This window comes from Arenimonas sp. (assembly GCF_019459675.1).
In the GTDB taxonomy this organism is placed as follows: Bacteria; Pseudomonadota; Gammaproteobacteria; order Xanthomonadales; family Xanthomonadaceae; genus Arenimonas.
In genome coordinates this window covers 1-3,600 of the sequence record NZ_JAIBFH010000408.1, presented here as the reverse complement: position 1 = coordinate 3,600, position 3,600 = coordinate 1, and the positions used below count along the sequence as shown (strand labels likewise).

The window sequence follows — 3,600 nt, the reverse complement described above, 5'->3', positions numbered from 1 at the left end:
GCCGGTGGGGGTTTGGCCCGTCGGGGCGGGGGGGGGGGGGGGGGCTGGGCTCCACATCGGCGGCGCGCCCGGGCGCGGGCCCCTGGGCGCGCAGGAAGGTGGCCGGGTGGAAGGTGCCGGCGCCGACCTCGAGGTCGAGCGGCTGGACCAGGACGCAGCCCTGGTCGGCCCAGTACTGGTTGAGCCGCAGGATGAGTTCCTGGAAGGTGGGTGCGGTCATCGCCGGTTCGCCGTTTGTAGTAAGCGCGTTAGTATAGCGACGAACCGCACCACGGCTCGCTGCGCGCCCATGAAACCCTTCCTGATACTTGAAACCGGCACGCCGATCCCGGCGCTGCGCCGGCACGGTGGCTTCGGCCACTGGATACGCGTGGCCGCCGGCCTGAGCGGCCGCCAGGCGCGCTCTTGCTTCGTTGCCGCCGGCGAGCCGCTGCCCTCTGCCGGCGACTACGCCGGAGTGCTGGTGACGGGCTCGGGCGCGATGGTGACCGACCGCTCCGACTGGAGCGAGCGCAGCGCCGACTGGCTGCGCGACGCCGCGCATGCGGGCCTGCCGCTGTTCGGCATCTGCTACGGCCACCAGCTGCTGGCGCATGCGCTGGGCGGCAGCGTGGGCTACAACCCGCGCGGCCGCGAGATGGGCACCGTGCCCGTGGCCGCGCTGGCCGATGCTTCCGCCGACCCGCTGTTCGGGGGCCTGGGCGGGCAGTTCGCGGCGCACACCACCCACCTGCAGTCGGTGCTGGCGCCGCCGCCGCAGGCCGCCGTGCTGGCGCGCTCGGACCGCGACGACTGCCAGGCCTTCCGCTGGGGCGAGGCGACGTGGGGCGTGCAGTTCCACCCCGAATTCAGCACCCGCATGATGCGCGGCTATATCCAGGCGCGCTCCGATGCGCTGCGCGACGAGGGCACCTGCCATCGCACGCTGCTGCGCGACGTCAAGCCGGCGCCGACCGCGCGCCGGGTGCTCAAGCGATTCATCCACGCGGCGCACCAACGCGCCCATCCACGGAGCAAGGCATGACCGCAAGAACCGTAAGCCTGGGGGCGCCCTTCGGCTGGCTGATGAAGGCCATTGACGTGGGCCGGCGCAATCCCCGCGCACTGTTTGGCGGGTTCGCGATCCTGCTGGTGGTGGGCCTGGTGCCGACGGTGGTGCAGATGCTGGCGCAGTTCGCCCTGGCCGATTCCCCGGCGCTGATGTGGACCGTTTACGGGCTGTCGATGCTGGCCAGCCTGGTGCTGATGCCGCCGCTCACCGGCGCGGTGATCCGCCTGCTGCACCACTGCGAGACCGGGCAGCCGGCCTCGGCGTTCGACGTGTTCGATGGCTACCGGGACATGGCGTTCGCAACGCGCATGGTGCTGACCGCCCTGCTGCTGCTGGCCATCTACGTGGCGCTGTTCGGGCTGCTGTTCGTGCTGCTGCCGGGCAAGGAGTTCTTCGTCGAGGCGATGGCGCGCTCCATGGCCACGCCGCCGGGCGGCCAGCCCGACATGACCGGCATGCCGGACCTGGATCCGTCGCTGCTGCCGATGTTCCTGGCCTGGATGCTGGGCATGTTCGCGGTGATCTTCCTGATGACGCACGCCTACATGCTGGCGCTCAACCAGGCGGCGCTGGGCGGGCACGGCCCGTTGACCGCGATGGCCTCGGGGTTCAAGGCCACGCTCAAGAACGTGCTCCCGCTGCTCGGCTTCACCCTGGCGGTGATGGTGATCGGTTTCGTGGTGATGCTGCTGCTGGTGATGGTGATCGCCCTGCTCGGCACGGTGCTGGCGATGGTGAGCCCGATCCTTGCCGGCGTGGTGCTGCTGCCGATGTACCTGCTGGCGGCACTGGCGGTTTACGTGGTGATGTTCGGCTTTTACTACCACGGCTGGCGCGAGATCTTCGGCGCAACGGCGGCCGACCCGATGGACGCCATCGCCGCCTGAATCAGTAGCTGCCCAGGGTGATTTCCACCAGCAGCTGCAAGTAGCGCAGCACTACGAAGCCCACCAGGCCGAAGAACACCGCCACCTGCAGCAGCAGCCAGCTGCGGGCGGCGCGGGGCAGGGCCGCCGGCGCGCCGGGGGCCAGCTCCACGCGGGTGCCGGCGAGGTAGTCGTGCAGCGCGCGTTTGCCGGGCGTGACGCCGGCCATCGCATGGCCCAGGTTCAGCAGCAGCCACGAGGGCAGGCCGGCGACGAAGCGCAGCGCGATGCGGCCGCGGCCGCAGCGTTCACCGTGCACATCGGTGACCCGCAGGCCTAGCAGGCGCTTGCCGGGGCTGGCCTGCCAGCGCGAAGACTCGCTGGCGATGAACCAGGGCGCCGCCACCGCCATCACCACCCCGGTGCCCTGCAGTAAAAGGGGAGCCAGCTCGACGGCCAGTTGCCGGGTGATGTCCAGCAGCGCCGGGTCGCGGGCCAGGTCCAGCCAGTCCGAGGGCACTACACCGGCGCCGGACGAGGCCGCGTCCAGCATCGGCCAGACCCGGTCCAGCAGGCGGTTGCTGGCGTCCAGGAACAGGTTTGACGCAAGCACCAGCCGCGACCACAGCAGCGGCAGGCACAGCAGGCCGATGGCCGTGGCGTCCAGGCTGTAGGCCGCGTAGCGGCGCCAGAAGCCGGCCGGCGGGTTCATGGGCTCAGGCGGCGGCGGGCTTGGGCTGCAGCAGCGCGCCGGCGATGATGCCCAGCTCGTAAAGCACGCACAGCGGAATGGCCAGCATCAGCTGCGACACCACGTCGGGCGGGGTGATGATGGCGGCCAGGATGAACACGCCCACCACCACGTAGCCGCGCGCTTCGCGCAGCTGGGCCGGGGTCACCAAGCCCAGCACCACCAGGATCACCTCCGCCACCGGCAGCTCGAAGCTCAGGCCGAAGGCCAGCAGGATCACCAGCACGAAATCCAGATAGCGCGCCACGTCGGGAATCATCGCCACCGTGTCGGGCGTGAACATCGCCAGGAAGCCGAACACCATCGGCAGCACCAGGAACCAGGCGAAGGCGCAGCCCACGTAGAAAAGCGTCACGGCGGCGCCCAGGATGGGCCGGGCCAGCTTCTTCTCGCTCTGGTACAGGCCGGGCGCCACGAACGCCCACACCTGGTAGATCAGGTACGGCATGGCCACCAGCAGCGCGGCGAAGAACGCCAGCTTGATCGGAATGAAGAAGCCGCCCGCCACGTCGATGGCCTGCAGCTGGCTGCCGGTGGGCAGCTTGGCCAGGATGGGCGAAGAGAACCGCGCATAGAGATCGCTGGCGAAAGGCATCAGCGCCAGGAAAACCACCAGCACCGCGATCACCGAGCGCAGCAGCCGCGAGCGCAGCTCCAGCAGGTGGCCCATCAGGGATTCTTCGGCCGGGCCGGGGTGCGTGCTCATGGTGCCGGCGGCTCGCTGCGCCCGGCGTCGCGCGGCGCAGGTTCGGACCCAGGCTCGGGCCCGGGGTCGGTGTAGAACTCGAAGTTGTCGAGCTCGGACTGCACCGGAGCCGCCGGGTCGGCAGCGGGTGCCGCCGCTTCGGCGGCGGGCTGGGTCGCCGGCAGGGCGGGCGGATCAACGGCGGCGGGAATGTCCTGCACCGCGGTGGCCGCGTCGGCGTCGGCCA

At 70.7% G+C, this 3,600-nt stretch carries 5 protein-coding genes and 1 pseudogene; 2 read left to right on the top strand and 4 right to left on the bottom strand.

Features of this window, described 5'->3' with window-relative positions:
- On the bottom strand, window positions 1–220 hold a 220-nt coding region (locus tag K0M70_RS13510), incomplete at its 3' end, for a glycine--tRNA ligase subunit alpha (protein ID WP_290782791.1).
- Between the two features lie 69 nt (window positions 221–289).
- Between K0M70_RS13510 and K0M70_RS13505 the strand changes: the two genes are divergently transcribed.
- Both K0M70_RS13505 and K0M70_RS13500 read left to right on the top strand, forming a co-directional pair.
- On the top strand, window positions 290–1,024 hold the full coding sequence (locus tag K0M70_RS13505; RefSeq protein WP_290782789.1) for a glutamine amidotransferase: 735 nt from the start codon (window positions 290–292) through the stop codon (window positions 1,022–1,024).
- Window positions 1,021–1,938 (top strand): hypothetical protein, encoded by a 918-nt coding sequence (locus tag K0M70_RS13500; RefSeq protein ID WP_290782787.1) that lies wholly within the window; start codon window positions 1,021–1,023, stop codon window positions 1,936–1,938. Before K0M70_RS13505 ends, K0M70_RS13500 begins: the two co-directional genes overlap by 4 nt.
- 1 nt (window position 1,939) lies before the next feature.
- Here the strand turns inward: K0M70_RS13500 and K0M70_RS13495 are convergent, their stop codons facing one another.
- The 3 genes and pseudogenes from K0M70_RS13495 to K0M70_RS13485 all read right to left on the bottom strand — a co-directional run.
- Window positions 1,940–2,629, bottom strand: coding sequence for an RDD family protein (locus K0M70_RS13495; RefSeq protein WP_290782785.1), 690 nt, complete (start codon window positions 2,627–2,629; stop codon window positions 1,940–1,942).
- Between the two features lie 4 nt (window positions 2,630–2,633).
- Window positions 2,634–3,374 carry a twin-arginine translocase subunit TatC gene (gene tatC, locus K0M70_RS13490; RefSeq protein ID WP_290782784.1) on the bottom strand — a complete coding sequence of 247 codons (741 nt, stop codon included), beginning with the start codon at window positions 3,372–3,374 and terminating at the stop codon, window positions 2,634–2,636.
- A pseudogene (locus tag K0M70_RS13485) lies at window positions 3,371–3,600 on the bottom strand (hypothetical protein); the annotation flags it as partial. The pseudogene K0M70_RS13485 and the gene tatC, both read right to left, overlap by 4 nt.

Excerpts from the sequence above, each read along its gene's own strand:
- K0M70_RS13505 (WP_290782789.1), top strand. The coding sequence starts at position 290 with ATGAAACCCTTCCTGATACTTGAAACCGGCACGCCGATCCCGGCGCTG.
- K0M70_RS13500 (WP_290782787.1), top strand. The coding sequence starts at position 1,021 with ATGACCGCAAGAACCGTAAGCCTGGGGGCGCCCTTCGGCTGGCTGATG.
- K0M70_RS13495 (WP_290782785.1), bottom strand. The coding sequence starts at position 2,629 with ATGAACCCGCCGGCCGGCTTCTGGCGCCGCTACGCGGCCTACAGCCTG.
- tatC (WP_290782784.1), bottom strand. The coding sequence starts at position 3,374 with ATGAGCACGCACCCCGGCCCGGCCGAAGAATCCCTGATGGGCCACCTG.